The 19,136-nt window shown below is 28.6% G+C and carries 19 protein-coding genes; 17 read left to right on the plus strand and 2 right to left on the minus strand.

The window, feature by feature from the left end:
* Positions 1-136: 136 nt before the first annotated feature.
* The 12 genes from AYC61_RS13080 to AYC61_RS13135 all read left to right on the plus strand — a co-directional run bounded on the left by AYC61_RS13080 (position 137) and on the right by AYC61_RS13135 (position 14,458).
* On the plus strand, positions 137-706 hold the full coding sequence (locus AYC61_RS13080; RefSeq protein WP_066503216.1) for a hypothetical protein: 570 nt from the start codon (positions 137-139) through the stop codon (positions 704-706).
* Positions 699-2,057 carry a hypothetical protein gene (locus tag AYC61_RS13085; protein WP_066503218.1) on the plus strand — a complete coding sequence of 453 codons (1,359 nt, stop codon included), beginning with the start codon at positions 699-701 and terminating at the stop codon, positions 2,055-2,057. The genes AYC61_RS13080 and AYC61_RS13085 overlap by 8 nt, the downstream gene beginning before the upstream one ends.
* Before the next feature lie 324 nt (positions 2,058-2,381).
* Complete coding sequence (gene licT, locus AYC61_RS13090) at positions 2,382-3,212, plus strand: BglG family transcription antiterminator LicT (protein ID WP_066503220.1); 831 nt, start codon at positions 2,382-2,384, stop codon at positions 3,210-3,212.
* Positions 3,213-3,431: 219 nt separating this feature from the next.
* A complete protein-coding gene (locus tag AYC61_RS13095) occupies positions 3,432-5,321 on the plus strand; it encodes a beta-glucoside-specific PTS transporter subunit IIABC (protein WP_066503222.1) in 1,890 nt (629 codons plus the stop codon).
* Positions 5,322-5,362: 41 nt separating this feature from the next.
* The gene (locus tag AYC61_RS13100; protein ID WP_066503225.1) at positions 5,363-7,144 is read left to right on the plus strand and encodes a sulfatase-like hydrolase/transferase; all 1,782 of its coding nucleotides are present in this window, start codon (positions 5,363-5,365) and stop codon (positions 7,142-7,144) included.
* Between the two features lie 51 nt (positions 7,145-7,195).
* Complete coding sequence (locus AYC61_RS13105) at positions 7,196-8,653, plus strand: 6-phospho-beta-glucosidase (protein ID WP_066503226.1); 1,458 nt, start codon at positions 7,196-7,198, stop codon at positions 8,651-8,653.
* Positions 8,654-8,664: 11 nt separating this feature from the next.
* Entirely contained in the window at positions 8,665-8,982 is a 318-nt protein-coding gene (locus AYC61_RS13110) for a YidH family protein (protein WP_082759958.1), read from the plus strand.
* Positions 8,983-9,011: 29 nt separating this feature from the next.
* On the plus strand, positions 9,012-10,124 hold the full coding sequence (locus AYC61_RS13115; RefSeq protein ID WP_066503229.1) for an anaerobic sulfatase maturase: 1,113 nt from the start codon (positions 9,012-9,014) through the stop codon (positions 10,122-10,124).
* Positions 10,125-10,530: 406 nt separating this feature from the next.
* Positions 10,531-11,433, plus strand: coding sequence for a LysR family transcriptional regulator (locus AYC61_RS13120; protein ID WP_066503232.1), 903 nt, complete (start codon positions 10,531-10,533; stop codon positions 11,431-11,433).
* A 136-nt stretch (positions 11,434-11,569) separates the two neighbouring features.
* Complete coding sequence (locus tag AYC61_RS13125) at positions 11,570-12,550, plus strand: YeiH family protein (protein ID WP_066503236.1); 981 nt, start codon at positions 11,570-11,572, stop codon at positions 12,548-12,550.
* A 193-nt stretch (positions 12,551-12,743) separates the two neighbouring features.
* Complete coding sequence (locus tag AYC61_RS13130; RefSeq protein ID WP_066503240.1) at positions 12,744-13,430, plus strand: DNA alkylation repair protein; 687 nt, start codon at positions 12,744-12,746, stop codon at positions 13,428-13,430.
* 74 nt (positions 13,431-13,504) lie between these two features.
* A complete protein-coding gene (locus AYC61_RS13135; RefSeq protein WP_066503241.1) occupies positions 13,505-14,458 on the plus strand; it encodes a DUF1848 domain-containing protein in 954 nt (317 codons plus the stop codon).
* Positions 14,459-14,754: 296 nt separating this feature from the next.
* On the opposite strand, the gene AYC61_RS13140 is transcribed toward AYC61_RS13135, so the two are convergent.
* A complete protein-coding gene (locus tag AYC61_RS13140) occupies positions 14,755-15,204 on the minus strand; it encodes a GNAT family N-acetyltransferase (protein ID WP_066503242.1) in 450 nt (149 codons plus the stop codon).
* Positions 15,205-15,583: 379 nt separating this feature from the next.
* Between AYC61_RS13140 and AYC61_RS21705 the strand changes: the two genes are divergently transcribed.
* The 4 genes from AYC61_RS21705 (at position 15,584) to AYC61_RS22090 (ending at position 17,560) form a co-directional block, all read left to right on the plus strand.
* A complete protein-coding gene (locus tag AYC61_RS21705) occupies positions 15,584-16,030 on the plus strand; it encodes a J domain-containing protein (protein WP_066503244.1) in 447 nt (148 codons plus the stop codon).
* A 55-nt stretch (positions 16,031-16,085) separates the two neighbouring features.
* Positions 16,086-16,742 carry a pentapeptide repeat-containing protein gene (locus tag AYC61_RS13150; RefSeq protein ID WP_066503247.1) on the plus strand — a complete coding sequence of 219 codons (657 nt, stop codon included), beginning with the start codon at positions 16,086-16,088 and terminating at the stop codon, positions 16,740-16,742.
* 61 nt (positions 16,743-16,803) lie between these two features.
* On the plus strand, positions 16,804-17,214 hold the full coding sequence (locus AYC61_RS13155; protein ID WP_066503249.1) for a hypothetical protein: 411 nt from the start codon (positions 16,804-16,806) through the stop codon (positions 17,212-17,214).
* A 217-nt stretch (positions 17,215-17,431) separates the two neighbouring features.
* Positions 17,432-17,560 (plus strand): hypothetical protein, encoded by a 129-nt coding sequence (locus AYC61_RS22090; RefSeq protein ID WP_275935252.1) that lies wholly within the window; start codon positions 17,432-17,434, stop codon positions 17,558-17,560.
* A 142-nt stretch (positions 17,561-17,702) separates the two neighbouring features.
* Here AYC61_RS22090 and AYC61_RS13160 read toward each other — a convergent pair whose 3' ends face one another.
* Positions 17,703-18,338 carry a nitroreductase family protein gene (locus tag AYC61_RS13160; RefSeq protein WP_066503251.1) on the minus strand — a complete coding sequence of 212 codons (636 nt, stop codon included), beginning with the start codon at positions 18,336-18,338 and terminating at the stop codon, positions 17,703-17,705.
* A 646-nt stretch (positions 18,339-18,984) separates the two neighbouring features.
* On the opposite strand from AYC61_RS13160, the gene AYC61_RS22095 reads away from it, so the two are divergent.
* Entirely contained in the window at positions 18,985-19,110 is a 126-nt protein-coding gene (locus AYC61_RS22095) for a hypothetical protein (protein ID WP_275935253.1), read from the plus strand.
* Positions 19,111-19,136 lie beyond the last annotated feature (26 nt).

Raw genomic sequence — 19,136 nt, forward strand, 5'->3', positions numbered from 1 at the left:
AATGTAGAATTGACATGGTATAATGTATGTAAATTATGTTTTTATAAAATCTATGTGAAATATTATGCATGGAAATGTAGTAATGAAAAAACATAAAAACTAGATTACGAAGAATATATTAATGGAGGGATAATAAATGGGAAAGAAAATGAACTTTAAAAATAGTGAATCGTTAACTTTGGTGAAAAAGCTGTTAGAAGAAGCGGAGCTAACTTTAAGTGATAATAAAAGAATTACAGCTGATGTTGATGGAGACTTAGGAGAAATAATGGATAAAATACTAAAATCAGATGCCTTTGGCATTGGAGCGGCAGGAGCAGGTCTTGTAACAGGTGGAATTGCAGGAGTTGGGCTTCTTAGTGCTATGGGAAGCGTTGCAGGATTAGGTGCAGCTGGAATAACATCTGGATTAGCTGCGGCAGGAGCTTTAGTTGGAGGAGGAATGGTAGCAGGTATCGGAGTTTTAGCTGCACCCGCTGTAATACTAGGTGGTGGAGCATATGCACTTGCGAATAAGACAAAACAAAAGAAACTAATTCAAGAGAAAGAAATGCTTATACAAAGAATAATGCTTGCTCATGATAGAATTATGGTTAAGCTTGAGCAGGATAAGGAAGAATCAATAGAAAGATTGAATCACTTGAAATTGACATTAGATATGTTAATGGGTGTAAAAAAAGACATGGAGTCTGATTTGAATGGGTAAAAAGGTATTTCAAAACGAAATTGATGTATTAAAATATCAACGTGAAAAAATAAATTCATTAGATAATAGTTATTCTCAAATGAATAATGAACTAGATGAGCTTGAAAAAAGAGTGCAAGAATTTATTAACAATCAGAATACTGATAAATCTGTGATTACAGAATTTATTGAGAATAATAGAATTGAAAAGCTAGAATGGCAAAAGGTTAAAAAAAGACCTCAAAAGAGGTTTGAAGATTTGATAAATGAATCGCATGATAGTGGATATTCAAATGTAGCTATTAATGAAGTTGCAACAAAAAAAGAAATTAATGAGGCTAACTATTTATTAAGCAAATATAATAGTGAGTTTACTGATCAATATAAATTAGATAAGTATGATTATGCTATTTCTGGAATAATAGGTACTATTGCGGCGTTAATAGATTATTTTTTGGTTACAAAAACAGTTGGCAAAAAAGTTGTTCCAGGCAAGTTAAAATCAGGAGTTGAAACTTTTTGGAACAAGCTCTTATCAGGGGAAAAGATAAAAGAATTAGAAGAAAAGTATAAGGTTACTTACGACATATCATCAAATACTTCCAAAATATCTCAAGAAGTACTTGGTTTATGTCCTCTGTATCATAGATTTCAATCTTTAGGGCATGACCCAATATTAGGCTTTATATTCGGAATCGCCGATTTAATGAAAGGTCAGTTAACTGCTATAGATGGAAATGGAAGATTGATAGTGCAATCAGTACAAGGAGCAGAAACGAAATCATTTATTGAATCAATAATTACTGTTTTTGGACATTTTCTTTCTGATGTAGGTACAAAAAGTAAAACTGGAAAAATACTTAGCGTACCCGCACCCTTAACACCCTTGTTACAGTTAATACAAGTAGGTTCTATAGAGTATAACGGAAATAAATATACAGTAGCTGATTTATCTAAAAAAATGTATTATGATGGATATAATTTCAATCATTTCATTGGCATGAGTGTGCCAGTCTTATTGATTGAAATACTAATGAGACTGTCTTTTGTGATAAAAGAAATGTTCTTTTCTAAAAGAGATGTATCTTTGAGAGGCAATCCAAAGTTAACAATAATGTTATGCATAGCAAATGGAATATTATTTGCAGAAAATGCAGGCAAATTTGTGATAACTAAAAATCCTTTTTCAATAAACTATGTTTCATGGATTTCTACAGTGAAATATGGATTTAAAACTTTAAAGTGGCTTGTTCATGACAGAGAAATAGGTAAAATAGAACACGCACAAGAATATATTGATACGAATTGGAAGTATCTTAGTTTATCAGCAAATGAATTAGATAGAGATGCAAGTGTTTACTATATTGATTAAATGAAAGTGGAATTTTAATCCGTTCAGAACTGCTGTAATTCATAAAATCTTGACAAAAAAAGTTGAATGTGATAGTATACAAATAACATAAGATACATATTACTAGGATTGTTACTGATTCGATCAGGCGAAACCTTGATTAATATAAAGATTTAATTCGCAATTTTTATATTAATCAAGTTTTTTTATGTTTTTTTAGATTTATTAGTTGAAGAATTATATCTGCTTATTATCAATGATTATCGAATTTTTTAAGTTCCATAAGCGTTTTTATACATGAAATTGAGTTATAGATTTTAATTTTCTGATGCGGAGCTGATTATGATGAAAATAAAAAAAATTTTTAATAATAATGCTGTTATTGCAAACGATTCTGAAAATCAAGAGTTTGTGTTATTTGGTTGTGGATTGGCTTTTAAAAAGAAAATTGGAGATAATGTTGATACTGATAAGATTGAAAAAACATTTATACTGAAAGAAGATGAAACAACTAACAGATTAAAAACATTGTTAGGTAATGTTACTGCTGAATGTATTGAGTTAAGCTTTGACATAATAGAATATGCTAAAAGTATTTTAAATATTAAACTGAACGATTATATTTATGTTACTTTAACAGATCACCTTAATTTTGCATTAAAACTTTATGATGATGGGCTAAATAACCCCAATATGCTTATGTGGGAGATTAAAAGATTCTATCCTAAAGAGTTTAAAATTGGTTTAAAGGCGTTAGAATATATCGAAGAGATAACTGGAAAAAAACTGCGTGAAGATGAAGCTGGACATGTTGCACTGCATCTAATAAATGCTCAAATAAACAATAAATTTAATAAAACAGATGATTTACTCGAAATTACTAAAATGATTAGTGATATTCTAAATATAGTAAAATATTCATATAAGAAAGAGTTAAATGAAAAATCATATGATTATGAAAGATTCGTAATTCATTTAAGATTTTTTCTTATGAGACTAAAGAATAATGAAAATTCTAAAGTTTTAGATGATGACTTTTTATTGAGACAAGTCAAAAATAAGTTACAAAAAGCGTATAATTGCATGTTAAATATACAAGAGTATCTAGAGACTGTTTTGAGTGATGATGAGAAGTTATATTTGACATTGCATATACAACGTGTAACACAAGAATAATTATATATTATGGATTGTTACTGGTAAAGCAGGCGAGACCGTATAAATGAACTAGATTAGTTTATTTACAGGCTCGCCTTTTTTAATATATTTTTTTAGTAAAAAAATTATAAAGAAGGTGATTAAATATAATATTTCATAGTTATGTATATATAATACGGAAAAAAGCATGTTAATACAATGAAATAATTCTAGCTAAATATAGTGAGGAGGAGTAATATGAAATATGAAAAATTAGTCAAAAATATTTTAAAAAATGTTGGTGGAAAAGAAAATATTTTGAGTTTGGCACATTGTGTTACACGTCTTAGATTTAAATTAAAGGATGAAAGTAAAGCCAACAAAGATAAATTAAAAACAATCGAAGGTGTCATCACAGTTGTTGAGAGTGGTGGACAAGTACAGGTTGTAATAGGAAATCATGTATCTGATGTTTATAGTGAGTTTGTGGCAGTGAGTGGATTAAGTTCAGAACAAAATCAAGAATCTGAAAAGAAGGTTGGAGTATTTAATAGTTTCATTGATGTTATATCAGGTATTTTCACACCTATATTGGGTGTTTTGGCAGCAACAGGAATGATAAAAGGTTTGAATGCACTATTTGTCTTTTTAGGTTGGATTACACCTCAGTCAGGAACATATCAAATATTGCAGGCAATAGGAGATTGTTTCTTTTATTTCTTACCAATATTCTTAGGATACACAGCTGCGAATAAATTCAAAATGAATAAATTCACAGGTATGGCTATTGGTGCAGCGTTAGTATATCCTGCACTAGCAAAAATGACAGCAGGTAAGCCTTTATACATGTTATTTGCTGGTTCAATAATTCAATCACCAGTTCATAGTACTTTTCTAGGTATACCTGTTATCATGATGAGGTATGCTTCAAGTGTTATACCAATAATATTAGCCACATATTTTGCAGCAAAAGTAGAACGTTTCCTTAAAAAAATAATACCTAATGTAGTTAAAACATTTTTGACTCCGTTTTTTACATTATTAATTGTAGTTCCATTGACATTTATATTTATTGGACCTATAGCGACTTGGCTTGGTACATTATTAGGAAAGTTGACTTTATCAATATATAATTTCAATTCTGTTATTTGTGGTTTGATAATGGGTGGTTTTTGGCAAGTGCTCGTAATGTTTGGATTACATTGGGGATTCATACCTATAGCAATAAATAATATGGCGACTTTTGGATATGACTCATTCTTTCCATTAATGCTAGGAACTCCATTTGCAACTGCAGGGGTAGTTTTAGCAATTGCAATAAAGACTAAGAATAAAAAATTAAAGGGTTTGGCTTTCCCAGCTTTTATATCAAGTGTTTTTGGAATATCAGAACCTTCTCTTTATGGTATTACTTTACCACGTAAAAAACCATTTATATTAACACTTGTATCTTCATCTATTGCAGGTGCAATATTTGGTATATTTAATACTAAGGTTTATACAATGGGTGGGTTAGGAATATTTGGATTACCTAGTTGTATTAATCCTGAAGGATTGGATCAAGGATTTTATGGATATCTCATTGGAATAGCGACAGCATTCATATTAGGTTTTATACTAACTTACTTATTTGGATATAGTGACAAGAATGATATCATGAATGATGACACAGATAGTAGTGATACTCAGGCTGTACATGAAGTATTAACTAGTCCATTAAAAGGTGATGTTTACGAATTGTCAAGTATTGATGATAAAGCTTTTTCAAAAGGAGCTCTAGGTAAAGGCGTTGCGATAAAACCTATAGAAGGTAGAGTTATTGCACCAGCGGATGGAGTGTTGACAACTCTTTTTAGTACAGGACATGCTATAGGTATAACTACTGACAGTGGAATAGAATTACTTATACATATAGGTATGGATACTGTTAAATTAGATGGAAAGTATTTTTATCCCAAATTCAAGCAAGGTGATAAGATCAAAAAAGGAGACTTATTATTAGAATTTGATATAGAGTCTATTGAAAGTGATGGTTATTCAATTATATCACCTATAATAATTACTAATTCAGATGAGTATTTAGATGTTGTTGGAAGTGATATTAAAAAGACAGACTATAAAGATGAATTGTTAACAGTAATGGTTTAAAAAAGAAGTATGTTAATTAAAAACAAAAAGGAGTTGTTTAGATGAAAGCAATAATGGTTATGTTTGATACATTGCGAAGAAAAGCATTGCCTTCATATGGCAATGAATGGATAAAAGCTCCTAACTTCAAAAGATTGCAACAAAAAACAGCTGTTTTTGATAATTTTTATGCAGGTAGCTTACCATGTATACCTGCTCGACGAGAATTGCATACAGCTAGATACAACTTTCTTCACAGAAGTTGGGGACCTTTAGAACCGTTTGATGACTCGATGCCAGAAATACTGAAAAATAATGGAGTATACACACATCTAGTTACAGATCATGCACATTACCTAGAAGATGGTGGAGCTACATATCATAACAGGTATAATACATGGGAGTGTTTTAGAGGTCAAGAAGGTGATCGTTGGAAAGGTCATGTTGGTGATATAGAGATTCCTGAACAGCTGGAAACTGTTAAAGGAGGTGTATCCTTCAAGCAGAATTGGGTAAATAGAAGCTATCAGAAAAATGAAGAAGATGTATCTGCATATAAAACATTTGAAGCTGGAATTGAGTTTATAGATAATAATAAGGATGAAGACAATTGGTTTTTACAAATTGAATGCTTTGATCCTCATGAACCTTTTTTTACTCCTCAAAAATATAAAGATATGTATCCTCATGAGTATAATGGAAAGCACTTTGACTGGCCAAGTTATCAACCAGTAACTGAAGCTAAGGATGCCAAAGAACATGTAAATTATGAATATGCAGCACTGATAAGCATGTGTGATAATTATCTTGGAAAAGTCCTTGATGCCATGGATGAAAATAATATGTGGAAAGATACAATGTTGATTGTAAATACAGATCATGGATTTTTATTGGGAGAACATGAATGGTGGGGTAAAAATGTACAGCCTTTTTATGATGATATCGTACACTTACCGTTTTTTATATGGAATCCGAAATTGGGAGTAAAAAATGAAAGAAGAAGTTCTTTAACCCAAACAATAGATATAGCACCAACGATACTAGAATATTTTGATATAAATATACCTAGTCACATGCAAGGTAAATCTTTAAAAGAAGTAATAGAAGATAATAAGGAGATTAGAGACTATGCATTGTTTGGAATGCATGGTGGACATGTTAATATAACGGATGGTAAACATGTTTATATGAGATCATCTGTAAAACCTGCTAATAAACCATTAAATGAATATACATTAATGCCAACAAATATGAGAAATTTCTTTAATAAGAATAAGTTGAAAAAATCAGAATTAACAAATGAATTTAGTTTTGCTGATAATATTCCAATTTTAAAAGTACCTGCAAATGCATTTTTATCGTCGTATAGATTTGGAAATAAGTTATTTGATTTAGAAGATGATCCTTTGCAGCGAAATAATATTGATGATTTGGATTTGGAAATAAAAATGATTGAGATGATGCGTAAAGCGATGATAGAATCAGAAGCACCTGATGAGCAATATGAAAGGATAGGAGTATATAAAGATAAACAATTGTCCAAAGATGATTTAATAAAACAAATAGAATTAAAAAAAGTTTATGAAAGACTTGAGTTAAGCGAAAATTATACTATCAGTGAAAAAGCAAAAAAACAATTATTATTTCTTAAATACTCACTGCCAATAAAGTATCAAAGTAATTTTGAAAGTAGAGTTGAAGAAATATGTGAGAACAATAATATAAAGGATATAGATAAAAGAGCGGTTGTTGTAATAGCTGACATCTTATTAGATGTTCTAAACATTGGAGATAAGAAGCATTTTTTTATTAAACTAATTGAATTTGCAGACAAAGTTGATTAATAAGTTGATTTTTATTTACGAAACAAATATAGTTAAGGAGGACGAATAAATATGAGTGAGTTAAATTGTGGCTTTCCCAAAGATTTTCTTTGGGGAGGTGCTACAGCTGCCAACCAGTTGGAAGGCGGATATAATGAAGGTGGAAAAGGACTAAGTACAGCTGATGTGATGACAAGCGGTACTCATACTAAGCCAAGAAGAATAACAAGTACTATAGAAGAGGGTGCTTATTACCCAAGTCATGAAGCTATAGATTTTTATCATAGATATAAAGAAGATATTAAACTATTTGCAGAAATGGGTTTTAAAGTTTTCAGAATGTCTATTGCTTGGTCAAGGATTTTTCCTAATGGAGATGATACAGAACCAAATGAAGAAGGTCTCAAATTTTACGATAATGTGTTTGCTGAATTAAAGAAGTACAACATTGAACCATTAGTAACTTTATCCCATTATGAAGCACCTTATCAGCTAACTGTCAAATATAATGGTTGGGCTAATAAGAAAGTAATAGATTTTTATGTTCGTTATTGTGAAGTGGTATTTAATCGATATAAAGACGTCGTTAAATACTGGTTAACATTTAATGAGATCAATGCATTGACCTCAGCTTTTGGTACCTTTATGGCAGGAGCTATGCAAATAGACAATGATGAATTTAATACAGGTTTAGATGATGATAGACAAGAAATGAGATATCAAGCATTGCATAATCAATTTATAGCCAGTGCAAAAGCAGTCAAATTAGGACATCAGATTAATCCGGATTTTAAAATTGGATGTATGATTGTCAATATGTGCAGTTATCCATTGACGTGTCATCCTGATGATATATTGCTTACACAACAACAAACCAACATGTTCAATAATTTGTGTGGTGATGTTCAAGTACGTGGAGCGTATCCTAATTTTGCTAAGAAATATTTTGAAAGAAATAATATTAATATTAATATGGTACCTGGAGATGAACAAATTTTAGCGGAAGGTAAAGTCGATTTCTATGCTTTCAGTTATTATATGTCATGTTGTATTAGTGCTGATCCTGAGAAAGTTAAAGGTAAAGGCAATGTTTTTGGGGGTGTTCCAAATCCATATCTTAAGTCTAGTGATTGGGGATGGCAAATTGATCCTGTTGGATTACGTTATACTTTAAATGAGGTTTATAATCGCTATCAAGTACCAGTCATGGTTGTTGAAAATGGCTTAGGTGCAATGGATACGGTCGAGGAAGATGGTTCTATTAATGATGACTATAGAATCGACTATTTAAAAGCTCATATTAAAGCTATGAAAGAAGCAATTAATGATGGTGTAGATTTAATTGGTTATACTCCATGGGGATGCATAGACCTTATAAGTGCTTCTACAGGTGAAATGAAAAAACGTTATGGCTTTATCTATGTAGATAAAGATAATGAGGGTAACGGGACTTTGAACCGTTCTAAGAAAAAAAGTTTTTATTGGTATAAAGATGTAATATCAACTAATGGTGCAGATGAAATTTTATAAGAAGAAGGAGTATGATGATAGATAATATTTTAAGTTTTATAGATAAAAAAAAGCCAATGAACATCTATGATGATTCAAAAGATAATATGGTCCTAAGAGATTTTTTAGCATTAGATCGCACGATAATGGCGAATGAACGAACATTCTTGGCTTGGTTTAGAACAGCTATCAGTTTAATTGCTGGAGGGCTTGCAATTATTAAATTTAGTGAAGATTTAATTTTTTTAATAAGTGGAGTTATATTAATAGGAATGGGATTTGTAATAGGTTTAATTGGTACAATTAGATATATTCGTATTCATAAACGACTGGCAAAAATTAAATTTTAGAGATAATATATTATGAGGAGGTGATATATATGCCGAATCAAACACTTTTAATTAAACCTGCTTCTGGAAATTGTAATTTGAATTGCAAATATTGTTTCTACAGTGATGTAGCTAAGAATAGAGAAGTACAGAGCTATGGAATGATGTCTACAGATACATTAGAAAATATCGTAAAAAAGTCATTTTTATATGCGGATCAATATGTTGGTTTTGCTTTTCAAGGAGGAGAGCCAACACTTATTGGACTTGAATTTTACGAGAAACTAATTGAATATGTTGATAAATATAATGAAAAGAACATAAAAGTTAGCTATTCAATACAGACAAATGGTATAATAATTGACTCTCGTTGGGCTCGCTTTTTAGCTAAGCATAATTTTTTAGTAGGGCTTTCTATAGATGGTCCAAAAGAAATACATGATTTAAATAGAATTGATAAAAATGGTTTAGGTAGTTATAAACAAGTTGAGAAAACTGTAAGACTTTTAAAAGAGCATAGAGTTGAATTTAATATATTAAGTGTTGTTAATAAAGGGGTAGCAAAACATCCGTTAAAGATATATAATCATTTCAAAAAAAATGACATTAAATATTTACAGTTTATACCTTGCTTGGATCCGTTTAATGAAGTTCAAGGGAGTAGAGTGTATTCTCTGACGCCAGAAGATTATGGAGATTTTTTATGTAAACTATTTGATGAATGGTATAAGGATATAATGAATGATAAACACATTAGTATACGTTTTTTTGATAACATTGTTTTAATGCTTATGGGATATCCACCAGAAAGCTGTGATATGAGAGGTAGATGTTCTGTCAATGCAGTGATAGAAAGTGATGGTTCAGTCTATCCGTGTGATTTTTATGTCATGGACGAGTGGCGTATGGGTAATATCAATACATCAAATTTTGATACAATCTTAAATAGTGATATAGGTAAAAAGTTTACTGAGGTATCTTTTCAGATAGATGAAACTTGTCAAGCATGTATGTTTAAACAGATTTGTCGAAGTGGATGCCGAAGGCACAAAGAACCAATAATTGACGGTAGATTATCAACTAATTATTTTTGTAAATCATATAAAAAGTTTTATAGTTATACTTTACCTCGTTTTAAAGATATTATAAAACATATGAATTAATAATGATTTTACTGTTAAATAATTGAAATATTAAATAACTAAGTGATATCAATAGTTGAAAAATATTTGGAGTGAATCAATTTTGTATGCAATTTGGGTACGACTGATTTACTCCATTTTTTATTAAAATAACCAAAATAGAACTATGAGAGCTCACATATTAGAGAGTTATAACAAATTTATCTTTACCATAAAAAGATTAAAAAGCATACGATTTAAATGTAAAATCACTCCAAAAACTTGGAATAGTATAGTACATTTTTACATCCTCTATACCTAAGATTATAATACAATATAACAAAATTATTATGATGTACTTATAGTTAAGATTAATTAGTATTATCATTTATACAAAGACACAAATTAATGTTATAATAATAAAAAAATTCATATTTAGGAGACAAAAATGTTAGAATCCAGATTATTAACTTTTCTTACAGTTGCTAAAATAAAAAATTATACAAAAGCTGCGAGAATTCTTAATTTAACTCAACCTGCTGTATCAGGGCATATTAAATTTTTAGAAGAACATTATGGAGTTAAGTTCATCAAAAAGAAAGGAAGAAATATAGATCTAACAGAGGAAGGTGAGGAATTTTTACAATATGTTAAAGAGTTGGAGATAAAGGAAAGAAAAATTTGCAAGAAGCTAAAAAATAAATCATCTGTAGTAAAAAACTATAATATAGGTGCAACTTTAACAATAGGTGGTTATGTTCTGCCAAAAATTTTAGGTAAATACAAGGAGAGTTATCCTAATATAGATATAATACTAACTGTGAACAATACAAAAGAAATATTAAAAAAACTATTAAGAGAAGAAATAGATTTAGGATTAGTGGAAGGACCTTTTGATAGAAAAAAATTTGGATATAAAAGATTAAAGGAAGATGAGCTAATATTAGCTTTTTCGCCTAAACATAAATTTTCAAAAGAAAAATATATTCAACTAGAGGATATACTTTCAGGAAAACTTATTTTAAGAGAAGAAGGTTCAGGTACAAGAAAATACTTTGAAAATACTCTACTAGATGAAGGATATAGTTTAAATGATTTAAATATCTATATGGAAGTAGGAAGTATAGATGCTATAAAAGCTCTTGTAGAAGCAAATTTGGGATATACAATTATATCAAAAGCAGCTATTGAAAGAGAACTGAAATTAGGTGTTATAAAAACATTACCTATAAAGAATAATGAGTTTAATGAAGTTAAATTTAATAGAGAATTTAATTTTGTATATTTACTAGGAAGTGTTAATAATTATCTTAGTAGCTTTATGGAATTTTGTTTTAATTCAATCGTATAGAAATTTGTTGATAAGGGGGTTAATACCCCCTTAAAGTTTATAATTAACTATAACGAAAAATTATAGTATCATAATAAATTATAATTTTATTTTATAGAAAAGCTCTGATATAATTCATATGAGAGAGGTGATTAATATGCAAAAGATAAAAGAAATGGTACCAGGAATTGTTTTTGTATTTATAGTTTCTGTTTTATCAATGTACATTAATGATTCTATAAAAAATGTTATAAATTTAGAAGCACTAACTATAGGAATTATTATTGGTATTATTTATAACAATACAATAAAGACTCAAACAGTATTTAAAGAAGGGGTAAAATTTTCTCTTAAAAAACTATTAAAGGTTGGTATAGTATTGTTAGGCTTTAAACTTAATTTTAATTCTCTTTTAAAATTAGGACCTAAGGTTATTTTGATAATTTTAATCTTTGTTCCTAGTGTTTTATTGCTTGCAGCACTTTTAGGAAAACTATTTAAGGCTCAAAATAAGTTAGCTACTTTAATCGGAGTTGGTTCATGTATATGTGGAGCATCTGCTGTAGTAGCTTTAGCGCCTACAATAAATGCGGATGATGAGGATTCAGTTGTAGCAGTTTCTATAGTTAGTTTTTTAGGGGCTGTTGGAGTTTTAGCTTATTCAGCAATAGCTGTAACTAGCAGTATAAGTAATATTCAATATGGAATTTGGTCAGGCTTATCTTTACATGGAGTTGCACATGCTCTTGCAGCTGCTTTTGCCAGAGGAGATACAGCAGGAGAAATAGGAACTTTTGTGAAAATGGGAAGAGTTTTGATGCTTATACCTGTATCTTTGATTTTAGGACTAATTTATAATAAAGGTAATGGCAGTAGTAAAAAAACTAAATTTCCTATGTATGTACTATATTTCATTATTGCTGGAGTAGTTAGTTCTACTGGGATTATACCAGCTAATATTTTAAAAATATTAACTAAATTGAGTTCGATTTTTATATTAATGGCAATGGTGGCTATGGGACTTTCTGTAGATTTCAAAAGCATTAAAAATAAAGGAATGAAAGCTTTACTTATAGGAAGTGTGTTATTTTTGATTACGTCTACATCTACTTATATGATTGTAAAGAATTTTATATAAAATATAATTAAATTTTCTATTAAAACATCCCTATTTTAGATTTATAATTATTGAAAATAGGGATGTTATCATATATATTTTAATCCTGATTATTCGTATAACTTTGAATAATATAAAAACTTATAATAAATAAGAGTTTATATATGATAAAATTAAATAGTAAAAACAGTTTAGAATTTTATAAGGAGAATATATGGAGAATACTACAATTAGAAAACGAATTTTTGAGCTGGCAGATGAAGAATATAAAAAGTTTCAAAGTAAATTATGCCCTAATAATGACAACATTATAGGAGTTAGACTTCCGTTATTAAGAAAACTTGCAAAACAAATAGCTAAAGGTAACTGGCGCGAGTATTTAAAGATAGCAAAAGAGGAGTATTTTGAAGAGATTATGCTGCAAGGCATGGTTATAGGTTATGCAGCTGCTGATATTGAAGAATTACTTAATTATGTAACTGAATTTGTGCCTAAAATTGATAACTGGGCTGTTTGTGATAGCTTTTGTAGCGGATTAAAATTTACGAAAACAAATAAGGAATGTGTTTGGGAATATCTTAGACCTTATCTATCTTCAAAACAAGAGTTTGAAATGCGTTTTGGCATTGTAATGCTAATTGTTTATTATATAGAAGAAGATTATATTGCAAAGGTATTACAATTATTAGATAAGCCAAAGCATGAAGGATATTATGTTAAAATGGCAGTTGCGTGGGCTGTATCTATCTGTTTTGTCAAATTTCCTGAAACAACAATGCAGTATCTAAAGAATAATAAATTAGATGATTTTACATATAACAAAGCACTGCAAAAAATAACTGAATCACTAAAAGTCAATAAAGAAACAAAAACATTGATTCGTAATATGAAACGTAGATAGTGATTCAATAGTGATATTTTTTACAATAATGAATAGACTAGTCTCATGAAAAATAGTAAATGTGGTGATTTAGTATGATAATTAGTGCAAGCAGGAGAACAGATATACCAGCATATTATTCAGAGTGGTTAATCAATCGTTTGAAAGAAGGTTTTTTGTATGTTAAAAATCCATGGAATCGTAAGCAATGCAGTAAGATTATTTTAAATCCAGAAGTTGTAGATTGTATTGTATTCTGGACTAAAAATGCTCAGCCAATGCTAGATAAATTAGACATTATTGATGCTATGAAGTATTCATATTATTTTCAATTTACACTGACACCATATGGTAAAAATATAGAAAAGGGATTACCACCAAAAAATGTAGTTGTAGATACTTTTAGAAGATTGAGTGATAAAATAGGACCGCATCGTGTGGTTTGGCGTTATGATCCTGTTATTATAAATGAAAAGTTTTCGGTACAATATCATATAGATACATATGGCAAAATGTGCAACATGTTAAGAGGTTATACAAATAAGTGCATTTTCAGTTTTATTGATTTGTATGCAAAAATTAGAAATAGAACTAAAGGGATTGTAGAATCTGAAGTTAGTGATATAAATATGAATAAAATAGCAGATGGATTTTCTAAAATTGCGAAATCATATGGTATAGAATTATCAACATGTTCAGAGGTTAAGGACTTAAGTAAATATGGTATAACCCATGCATCATGCATAGATAAAGCTATGATTGAAAATATTATTGGATGTCCCATTAAAGCAAAAAAAGATGTTAATCAACGCCATGATTGTGGTTGTATTGAAAGTATTGACATTGGTGCTTATGACTGTTGTGGTAATGGATGTGTGTATTGCTATGCTAATGCAAATCAAAGCGTAGTAATGAGAAATATGAAAAAGCATAATGATAAATCACCAATTTTAATTGGAAATATTGATGCTAATCATGTAATAACTGAGCGTAAAGTAAAGTCATTTAAGATATTGCAAACATCAATGTTTTCAAAAAACAACGTTTAAAATTTCATGGAATTCTATAGTGTGGGAAATTACAACTTATTATTCATTAGAATGTAAATAATCCTTAAGACAACTATTAATTTGTTTAATAAGCTTTTCACAGTTATTTAGAAAATGAAACTACTCACAGTGTTGCATTATCTGTGTTTAGAAAAGAAAAGAAGAGGTTTCAACGAATTTGAAATTATATTATTTGAAATATTATTTATGCGCTCATTTGATGATAAAATTAGTTATAAAGAGATTTCTTTTGAGTAGATTATTTTTTGGATTAGTAAGCGACAAAATAGAATAATTTATTTTAACCTCATTTCGATAGTGTTCGGTCTAAAGCCCATAGCTTGATAAAATTCAATAGTTTTAATGTTATCGTAAGAAACTGTAATGGTGATATTGTCACAGCCATTACTTTTTAGCCATTTTATATGGCGGTTCATCAGTTCTTTACCTATTCCTTTGTTTCGTGCTTCTTCAACAACATGGAGAGTTTGTGGCTCACCTTGATTTCCTTCAAAAGTAGAAATACAGTAGCCAAGTAATTTTAAGCTTTCAGCATCCTCAGCTAGTGTTATTTTTATATGATCTTTATCGAAGGAGCTGAATCCATTTATTCTGTCTTCGAAAACAATATCTGAATAAAGATGTTTAAAATATTTTGATATTTTTTCATGATACTTTCTATTTCTTTCCCACACATCTTTGATAATTGAAATCTCACTAAAAGGTATATCTCTATAATTAACCATTGATTTCTCCCTCCAATCATAGAAAACTGTAAGAAAATAGAAATTTTCTATGTATATAACATTTGTTATTATTTTAATTATACAATATGACAATAAAATGTTAAATGACAACTTTTTTAAAAAGATACTGTTATATTTAAAACATGTTATATTATATAAATACAGAGGTTATAAAACTTATTAGAATTGTTAATGATGCCTTAAAAATATAGAAGATATATTTTAAAATTAGTTAATCTAATGTATAATTTTCACAAGGTATTTTATGAAAAAGTATAGAATAAATATAGTAGTTGTTTTAGATGTATTTTATAAAATAAAATATGAATGTAAGATTAGGCTATTTTCTAGTATGTTAATAATTTGAGATTTCTAGTAGGTGATTAATATTAATCAATTAAAGAAAAAACTTAGAAAATTAAAAAAATTAGAGATTAAAATCAGATTTGAGAACATTCCCATTAAGAATAAAAAAATAAATTTGGTATGGGATATGTTTTTCTGCACAAAAAATGCTGATAGTACGGATGTAAAATATTGCATGGATAAGCTAATGAAAATGAGTAAACAAGAATATAAAAATGTTATTGATGAATATTTTTTCAATGTTTATTATCAAAACTATTTAGATAATGGGTTGACTATGACTAGTATGTATGATCCTCATTTATTACAGTTATTGAATTTACCATTTGATGCAGAATTAGCTGATATTAAAAAAAGATTTAGAGAACTTGCGAAATTATATCATCCCGATAGAGGAGGAGATGAAGATAAAATGATTGAACTACTGGAAATCTATAATGGACTTATAAATAAATCATAAATCATTAGTAGTATTTACCAATTATTCATGAGACAATACAGGAGGCTTAGAAAAAATGAATAGCAAGAGAGAACAACTTAAAATAGTAAAACCCAAATTTATAAAAGAAATTGATAGTATTTGCACTGAAATTAGTGTTATTAATGACGAAGATGTATTTGAAGATGTATATGTATCAAACAGTATAATTGAAAATCAAGCAGCTGACAGAGTATGCTTTGAAGGAGTAATTTTTAAAAACGTTGATTTTATAAATATAAAACTAAATGCACTTGAGCTAACAGATGTTAGATTTGAAAACTGTGATTTATCAAATATAGATTTTAGTAGGTCAATCATACATAGGGTGGAATTTATCAATTGTAAACTCATGGGTATAAACCTAAGCGAAGCAATACTACAAAATACCATCATAAAACAATGTAATGGCAAATTTGCTATATTGAGCTTTGCACAAATGAAGAAAGTTATTATTAAAGAAAGTATATTTGAAAACAGTAATTTTCAAAACAGTAAGTTTACAAAGGTAGAGTTTAGTGATTGTAGCTTTAAAATGAGTCAGATGTCAGGAACAAGCCTATCAGGGATAGATCTTAGTAATTCCAACGTTGAAGGGTTAGGTGTAAGGCCAGAAGATATTAAAGGAGCAATAGTCTCTCCTATGCAGGCAGTGGACTTTGCAAAAATGTTAGGATTGGTTATAAAATCATAGTTGAAATATATTTATAGGTAACTATCTTGAGTTGCTATTATACTATTCTGGAGGCTAAGTTATGGAAAATAGCAAAAAAGTAAAAAGAATATTAGGTAACATGATATTTATTTCTTATTTTATTTTTATTATATATAAAAGTATTCCTTATACATATAAATTAGCACGTATAGAAACAATATATTTTTGTTTTGGTTTGCTTGCAGGATTTTGTGTAAGTGTACTTTTAACTAAAGTATTTTGGTATTTGATTAAAATAAAATATTTTTATGAAGAAAATAAAGTTAAATTTTCAAAAGTATTGTTTGGAGCATTTTTATTTTGCATTGCATTTTTAGGGTTTAGTGGTATCAGAAATAATTATTTTTCAATAATAGGTGCAGGTATTAATATAGAAAGAATTTTTATATTATCAATAGTAATTGTTTTGAGAAATAATTATAAAATAATATTTTTTCAGAAAAAGTATTAAAAAAATTATTTTAATGTGGGATTCATAGCACAAATTGAAACAAATATAAGGGGCGGTTCAAAAAAATATTTTGAGTCAGTCCCTTTATATTTTTTAGCATTAAAGATAGAAAAATGGAACAAAATTACTAATTGAATAATCAAACATGTGAATAATTAATTGTATACGAAAGAAAACTGCATTAGTCATAACTTAACTAAAAAAGGAGGTGAATTTGATGAAAAAATTAATAAAAAAAGCTAATATAAATACTACTACTGCTTTTATACCTAAATGTCTTTGTATGTGTAGCATTTTACCAGAAGGAGACGATTTTTACGACAATTCTGTAATTATTGGACTTTAACATTTTATAACTATGAAACAGATTATGAAGGGATGACCCAAAATTACTTTGAGACATCCCTTTTGCTTAATACGTTCAGACTAATTTATCTTTGATACTATTTATGTTAAAGATGGTAGAGAACATATACTTTAATATATAACTATTCAATCACTGATATTACTTCATCAACTGGCTTTCTTCCGGGGCTTTTAATTGGTGAATTTGGTACTCCAATTGGAACTATGGCAGCTAGGGAAAATCCCTTTTTTTCAAAGTTAATTGTACTTGATATCTCTTTAGCAGCATAATTGCCACTTGTCATCCAGCAAGCTCCATATCCCATTTCTGTAGCTGCTAATAATAAATTCTCTATGAGTGCGCCAATACTTTGCATTTGAGGTGACATTTCTAGTATATGATTGATTTCTTCTTCATAACCATTGACTGCTTTCAATTCTTCAAGGCCAGTAGGAGTATAAGAGCTAGCATAAACAAGTATTGCTACTGGAGCACTTCTAAAAAAGGTTGCAAACCTAACAAATTTAGTAAACGCTAGCTTTTGTGACTCATCGTTTAATTGATTTGCTATTTCGGAGTTTTTTTGCTCAATAGCTTTAGCTATATTTTCAATTAATTCTTTGTTTTTTACAACAACAAAATGCCAATTTTGAACGTTTTTAGCTGAAGCACAATAAGTAGAAGCTTCAAGTATTTTTTTTAAATCTTTCATTGGAACATCTTGCTGTGAAAATTTTCTTATACTATGTCTATTATAAATAAAATCTAAATTACCCATTAGTATCTCTCCCTTAGAATTAGTAAAATATCTATCTTAATTATATTAGTTTAATAGAAAAGCAAGTGAAGTTCAAGGGTAAAGCTAATAAAAGCTGTAGCAGAAGTCTAATTTCTGATTTTAAAATTGCTGACTTCAAAAGAATTACGAACAGTTTAAAATGAATAATATTTTTAGTTTAGTATAAATTTTACAAGGTATTTAAGAGAAAGTGTAGAATTTAAATAAATAAATAAATAATGTAGCTATAGATGATATTGCAGCAAACAAATTATTTTACCCATTTTGAAATGTAATGAATACCAGAAAACAGTCAAAAAAATTATATTTGAAGTATTTAATTGTTTTCTGAAGTATTATTTCCTATATCATATCACTTATCTTAACGAAAATTCAGCTTATAAGTAAATTAGTTCAATCTAAAATCCATCTCTGTTGTATCAAAATCCAAGTTTTATATATTTCTTAAGATAAAATTAACAAAAAATTTGAACTGTAATCTTAGTTTAACTATATTTTTAATATTGCTTTACTTTTTTAGAATTGTTGAAGTCTATTTTATGAAAACAATTACAGAATAATATTGCTTGATTATAGTATTTTGTGATTGTTTAATAAAAATATATATTAGAAGGAGGTGATTTAGATGAAAGAGAAAGAAAAAGAAAATCCAATAAAAAAAGAAGAACTTATAAAAAAAATTGACGAGGAATTTTCAGAAAAGACAAAAGTTAATAATCAAGAAGAACAGATATGTCATCATGGATGCTAAAAGATGATATACCTACTTAGGACTAT

The organism is Abyssisolibacter fermentans (genome assembly GCF_001559865.1).
GTDB lineage: Bacteria > Bacillota > Clostridia > Tissierellales > MCWD3 > Abyssisolibacter > Abyssisolibacter fermentans.

Bases quoted from the DNA above. Each gene is read 5' to 3' on its own strand.
- AYC61_RS13080 (WP_066503216.1), top strand. From the start codon at position 137: ATGGGAAAGAAAATGAACTTTAAAAATAGTGAATCGTTAACTTTGGTG.
- AYC61_RS13085 (WP_066503218.1), top strand. From the start codon at position 699: ATGGGTAAAAAGGTATTTCAAAACGAAATTGATGTATTAAAATATCAA.
- licT (WP_066503220.1), top strand. From the start codon at position 2,382: ATGAAAATAAAAAAAATTTTTAATAATAATGCTGTTATTGCAAACGAT.
- AYC61_RS13095 (WP_066503222.1), top strand. From the start codon at position 3,432: ATGAAATATGAAAAATTAGTCAAAAATATTTTAAAAAATGTTGGTGGA.
- AYC61_RS13100 (WP_066503225.1), top strand. From the start codon at position 5,363: ATGAAAGCAATAATGGTTATGTTTGATACATTGCGAAGAAAAGCATTG.
- AYC61_RS13105 (WP_066503226.1), top strand. From the start codon at position 7,196: ATGAGTGAGTTAAATTGTGGCTTTCCCAAAGATTTTCTTTGGGGAGGT.
- AYC61_RS13110 (WP_082759958.1), top strand. From the start codon at position 8,665: ATGATGATAGATAATATTTTAAGTTTTATAGATAAAAAAAAGCCAATG.
- AYC61_RS13115 (WP_066503229.1), top strand. From the start codon at position 9,012: ATGCCGAATCAAACACTTTTAATTAAACCTGCTTCTGGAAATTGTAAT.
- AYC61_RS13120 (WP_066503232.1), top strand. From the start codon at position 10,531: ATGTTAGAATCCAGATTATTAACTTTTCTTACAGTTGCTAAAATAAAA.
- AYC61_RS13125 (WP_066503236.1), top strand. From the start codon at position 11,570: ATGCAAAAGATAAAAGAAATGGTACCAGGAATTGTTTTTGTATTTATA.
- AYC61_RS13130 (WP_066503240.1), top strand. From the start codon at position 12,744: ATGGAGAATACTACAATTAGAAAACGAATTTTTGAGCTGGCAGATGAA.
- AYC61_RS13135 (WP_066503241.1), top strand. From the start codon at position 13,505: ATGATAATTAGTGCAAGCAGGAGAACAGATATACCAGCATATTATTCA.
- AYC61_RS13140 (WP_066503242.1), bottom strand. From the start codon at position 15,204: ATGGTTAATTATAGAGATATACCTTTTAGTGAGATTTCAATTATCAAA.
- AYC61_RS13150 (WP_066503247.1), top strand. From the start codon at position 16,086: ATGAATAGCAAGAGAGAACAACTTAAAATAGTAAAACCCAAATTTATA.
- AYC61_RS13155 (WP_066503249.1), top strand. From the start codon at position 16,804: ATGGAAAATAGCAAAAAAGTAAAAAGAATATTAGGTAACATGATATTT.
- AYC61_RS22090 (WP_275935252.1), top strand. From the start codon at position 17,432: ATGAAAAAATTAATAAAAAAAGCTAATATAAATACTACTACTGCTTTT.
- AYC61_RS13160 (WP_066503251.1), bottom strand. From the start codon at position 18,338: ATGGGTAATTTAGATTTTATTTATAATAGACATAGTATAAGAAAATTT.
- AYC61_RS22095 (WP_275935253.1), top strand. From the start codon at position 18,985: ATGAAAGAGAAAGAAAAAGAAAATCCAATAAAAAAAGAAGAACTTATA.